Genomic DNA, 5,032 nt, shown 5'->3' on the forward strand with positions numbered 1-5,032 from the left:
TCTTGGAATAAGAGAATGGGAGTGCATGAGCTGTGGTACAGCTCATGATCGAGATATAAACTCAGCTCTAAACATTCTTGCGCTTGGGCATAAGCGTCTAGCTGTAGGAATCACCCTCTTTTAAGGGTGTGAGGATGTCAACTCTATCTAGCGTCTTGTGAATACGACGTACATATGGCGGATACGCCGAAAATTCATTTTTAAAATTAATATTACAGTGCTCGTCATTGGGCTGAAGTGTCTCTCCCTATTTGTCATTTCAAGCTCGACAGCACACTTTTGATATGTAGATAACAATGCAAAACGTACAAACCACAAAATTAAGTCGTGCCACCTTAATGTTTCCCTTGGCACTGGTTTTATTTGAATTTTCTGTCTATATCGGCAACGACTTAGTCCAACCCGCCATGCTTGCGATTACCCAAGAGTTTGGTGTGAGTAGTGCATGGGCACCCTCGTCGATGTCCTTTTACTTATTGGGCGGTGCCTGTGTCGCTGCAATATTAGGACCCTTGTCAGATCGATTAGGCCGAAAAAAAGTCCTGTTGGGTGGTGTGGCATTCTTTAGCTTATGCTGTTTAGCGATATTGCTCACGCATAATATCGAAAGCTTTTTAACATTGCGTTTTTTACAAGGTTTTGGATTATCGGTCATTTCAGCCGTGGGCTATGCCGCTGTACAGGAAACTTTTGAAGAGCGAGATGCCATCAAAGTCATGGCGATCATGGCGAATATTTCACTACTAGCGCCACTGATCGGCCCTGTCCTCGGTGCCTTTATGATTGATCACGTGTCATGGCATTGGGGTTTTATAGGAATCGCATTTCTATCTTTTCTGAGTTGGTTTGGTTTAAAGGCCAAGATGCCGACTCAGCACATCAGTATTCCAAAGCAACCGGTGGGTTATATTATCGATGACTTTAAACAGGTGTTAAAAAACAAACGCTTTTTGGCGCTGACACTGGGTCTACCGATGGTGGCTATGCCACTGATGCTCTGGATTGCGCTATCTCCGGTCATATTGGTGGAGCAGCTAGGACTGAGTAGCATGCAATACGGCATGGCACAGTTTCCCGTTTTGGGTGGTCTGATCCTCGGTAATATTGTCCTGATTAAAATCATCGATAAATTGCCTCTAGGTCAGTCTGTGATGATCGGGCTACCGCTGATGTTACTCGGGACGAGCCTCGTGGTGATTGGGACGATGACTGAAAGTTATTTTCTGACCTTTCTCATTCTCGGCATGAGTTTGGTCAGTTTTGGTGAAGGGATTAGCTTTTCTGTGCTCTATCGTTTTGCCTTAATGTCGTCTGAAATGTCGAAGGGCACAGTGGCTGCGGCAGTGTCTGTGATCATGATGCTGACGTTCTTTGCCGTGATTGAAATCGTGCGCGTGCTGTATGAAAACTTTGGCCTTTGGGCCTATAGTTTGGCAGGCTTTACCCTCATTATCTTGTGGTTCAGCCTACCACGCTTGGTGGTGCGAGATATTATGCGACAACGTAAATTGACGGGTGAATTTTAAATTCGAATTCATGCCATCATAGAAAAGCCCAATGCTGCGTAGAACAACATTGGGCTTTGTTATTTACAGCATAAGGTCTTAATTTGATGTTGCCGGTTGTTCTGCATTTTTTAATTTGTGATCGAAAATGAACGGGCCAAAAGGCAAAATCGATGCAATTAGGCCCATTAGAAATACGCTGAGCGACCATTTTTGCTTTTCACAGACCACAAATAGCACCACCAAGAAGGCAATAAACAAGACGCCATGTCCCATACCGACGTACTTGACCAATATTGGATTATCCATCAGGTACTTCATTGGCATAGCAATGAACAACAATAATAAAAAGGAGATGCCTTCGAGTAGGCCCACAAAGCGTAAGGTCTTGATATTCATGCGAAGTCTAAATTCAAAGTGATTTCAGCCTTGAGTCTACCTGAAAGCACTGCAGGAACGAAGCATTCCCGTTGAAATAATTGATCCGCATATTGAATCTAAGTTGATGTTTTTAAAGTTAATTCTGAGTCGTCTGCTCGGATTAACCTTCTAGATCCGTTAAGGCATCTTCAATCGAACCCTGATCAAATTCATAGTTACAGCCGAGTAAAATCATCGGGCTTTTTCCGGTCATTTCAGACAGGCTTAGTTTGTGATTGATGGCATGTAGATCATCTGTTTCGGCTTCCGTACGTAGGATTTTTTCACCACGGAAAAATGGCATATCGGCAAACATCGGATGTTGTTCAATACCATATTTTTGGGCAAGTTCTTTCACATCGGCTTGGCGATAGATCGCGAATACTGCATTGGAAGACAGGCCAATTTCTTGGGTCGGCATGCCAAAAAATTCAACAGCTTGCGTATTTTTATAGATATTAATAAACGGTTGATGTGGGTCATCATGGCGTTTCCAGCCCAATTGCCCCAGAGCCTTTTCATAGTCGAGCAAAGTGTCATGGTAGGTGTCGTAATCGGCCTGACATTCCAAAATACGCTTTAAATCTTGTGCTGTTGGTGCTGCAAAAACAGAAGACGCAGCTAAAAAAGAGTTCGCCACAATCGTAGGTAATATGAGGCGTCTAAAACCTAAACTAAGCATTTTCATTATAAGTCTCAAATGATTTTATTTTATTTCTGCCTGAATCAGCTGTGTTCGAAGCTGAATCAGTTCGGCTAATGTTTCTAATAATAAACTGATCTGCTTGAGCACCAGTTGCAGGTGATTAGACCGCATTTCTTCAGTGCTGAGTGTTTGAATTTCGAAAAGTTTTTGCTGAATTTTCTCAGGGTTGAGCGGTTTTTGCTGAATTAAGACCTCGTCTAGGGTGCTTTGACACCATTGCAGCAGTTCAAGGACTTGTTGGTCTTGTACCTGTTCACGGTGGCTCCCCAGTGCAGAAATATAACTGAGCTGACTATGGCTATAGACCAAATAGCGAAAAGCATGTTGAATCAAAGTTTGGTCGGGTTCAGGCTCGGTACTTAAACTTGAAATCATGCTCGACAACTCAGTTTGAGCATTATGGGCTGAACGACGGGCACGCCGATAAGCAATGCTATTGGTTTTCCCATGGAGATATTGCTCAACTACGGCATCAAAATAATGCAGGGTCGCAGCAGAGCTTTTTTGAATGGTCTTGGAAATATTGCGAAAGTCCCAATCTGGCCAGATGACATTGACTGCGAACCATGCAATAAAACAGCCGAGTAGGGTATCAACGATACGCGGTAAAATAACCGCATAACCTGCGCCTTTTAAATTAAAAATCAGCAAGACCATTAAGGTTGCCATGAGGGTCGCCATGGCATATTTTTTGGCACTCAGATAGAAAAAGCATACGCCAAAAATAATCGTTAGCAGCAATTGACCTTCGACACTCGGCACAAAATACAAAATAGGAATGCCAAGTAAGACCCCTAATATGGTTCCTAAAGTCCGCATTTTTAAACGACTTTTGGTCGCAAAATAACGCATCTGACAGACAAATAAACTGGTCAATAAAATCCAGTAGCCGTTTTTGGCAAAGGGCAAGAGGGAAATGGCATAGCCCATCGCAAAGACAAAGGCGATGCGAACGGCATGGCGAAATAAGGCAGACTCAGGGTTTAAATGCTGTTTCAGTTTGAGCCATAAATCGTGCCAGCCATGAATATCGTCATCGAGTAAATTGAGGTTATCAATATGCTGCTGATAAGCCTGTTGCTGTGAATGATCTAAATCCTGCACATGCGAAAAACGTTCTTGCACACTGTCCAAATTACACAAGATCAGCTGTAGGTTTTTCACTTCTATATTTTGCGGATTGTTGGTCATCCACTCCAGCAAAGAGGCATGCAAATGTGCCAGTGCTTGCGCAGTAATGGGATCAGGCTGATAGGGCTGCCGATGCAAAATACAGTAGGCCAACTGTTGGCAAGCCTGCGCCTGTAATCGAATATTTTTTTGAAAACGGAAAATTAAATCGGTACGGCTAAAATTTTGATGAATTTGTTCATAATGTAAATAATTCGCACTGGCCTGTTCGTGAATATCTTGTGCCAAGAAATATAAATTCAGCCAGTAGATGGTATTTTTATTTGCTCTTGAGGCTTTTAAACGGGTGAGTAAAGAAGCTTTGGTGGTGTTTAAACTCGGGATGACATCACTGTTTTTGAGTGATAATTCATACAGTAAATGTTCCACATTGTTGACATTATCTGGGTCAAATAAGCGTGCTTTTGCATTCAGTACTTCGGCGATTTGTAAAAAACAACGCGAGAGATTGTCTTGTACGGGTAGGGTGGGTTTAATCAAGCAAAAGAGAATCGAGGTCAAGCCATACCATAAGGCGCCTAGAACAAAGCAACTGGGTTGAAAATACCAGGTGTCATATTCACCCAAGCCAAACATGGTGTAAATCGACAGTAAAATCGTGCCAAAAGAAATCGTGGCATAGCGTTGCCCCAAAGCCCCCAATAAAATAAATCCTGCACTGGACAGTGAAAGATACAAGATAAACAGCAGCTTATAGGGATAGAGAAAATCTAAAATACTACTGACACTAAAGAAGAGTACGCAGACATAGAGCAAATTACGCAGTCGGATGCTGAGTCGGTCATCAAAGTCGGTGAGTGCAGTGGCAATCGCACCTAAGGTGACGGGAACAATAAAACTATGAAAACCGAGAAAATATAATCCGAGCGTGGTGCCACTCAAAACAATACAAATTTGCAGGCAATACATAATGATTGCACTGGATTGAAACTGTTGAAACCAAGAGAGTCGCGTGTTCACAGAGTTATGAAGTATTCGAATGATTTTGTAAATTAGACTGAGCTTTTTTCTGTGAACTGTCAATTTTTATCAAATGGAGCGTAAAACTCTGTCCTTCAGGTCAGAGATATAAGCGACACGACATGAAGTGTCGTTTGATTTAACTAAGGACTATTTTCCTTGAGTTTTGATTGTTAATATAAGTACATGAAAACCCTTAAATTACGTATAAAAGACAAACATTGCAAGGTGTTAGACCAACTAGCATCAG

At 42.2% G+C, this 5,032-nt stretch carries 5 protein-coding genes; 2 read left to right on the top strand and 3 right to left on the bottom strand.

Features of this window, described 5'->3' with window-relative positions; genetic code table 11:
* Both FTU62_RS17080 and FTU62_RS17085 read left to right on the top strand, forming a co-directional pair.
* Window positions 1-124, top strand: a 124-nt coding sequence (locus FTU62_RS17080; RefSeq protein WP_180004803.1) for a zinc ribbon domain-containing protein, incomplete at its 5' end; no start/stop codon positions are given.
* Between the two features lie 172 nt (window positions 125-296).
* Window positions 297-1,526 (top strand): MFS transporter, encoded by a 1,230-nt coding sequence (locus tag FTU62_RS17085; protein WP_078189336.1) that lies wholly within the window; start codon window positions 297-299, stop codon window positions 1,524-1,526.
* Between the two features lie 78 nt (window positions 1,527-1,604).
* Here the strand turns inward: FTU62_RS17085 and FTU62_RS17090 are convergent, their stop codons facing one another.
* The 3 genes from FTU62_RS17090 to yccS form a co-directional block, all read right to left on the bottom strand.
* Window positions 1,605-1,904, bottom strand: coding sequence for a DUF3817 domain-containing protein (locus FTU62_RS17090; RefSeq protein WP_180009670.1), 300 nt, complete (start codon window positions 1,902-1,904; stop codon window positions 1,605-1,607).
* Window positions 1,905-2,046: 142 nt separating this feature from the next.
* Window positions 2,047-2,613, bottom strand: a complete 567-nt coding sequence (locus FTU62_RS17095) for a hypothetical protein (RefSeq protein ID WP_180103257.1) — start codon at window positions 2,611-2,613, stop codon at window positions 2,047-2,049.
* Between the two features lie 18 nt (window positions 2,614-2,631).
* Window positions 2,632-4,782 (bottom strand): YccS family putative transporter, encoded by a 2,151-nt coding sequence (gene yccS / locus FTU62_RS17100; RefSeq protein WP_373886384.1) that lies wholly within the window; start codon window positions 4,780-4,782, stop codon window positions 2,632-2,634.
* Window positions 4,783-5,032: the final 250 nt, after the last annotated feature.

The organism is Acinetobacter sp. YH12126 (genome assembly GCF_013418745.1).
Classification (GTDB): domain Bacteria; phylum Pseudomonadota; class Gammaproteobacteria; order Pseudomonadales; family Moraxellaceae; genus Acinetobacter; species Acinetobacter amyesii.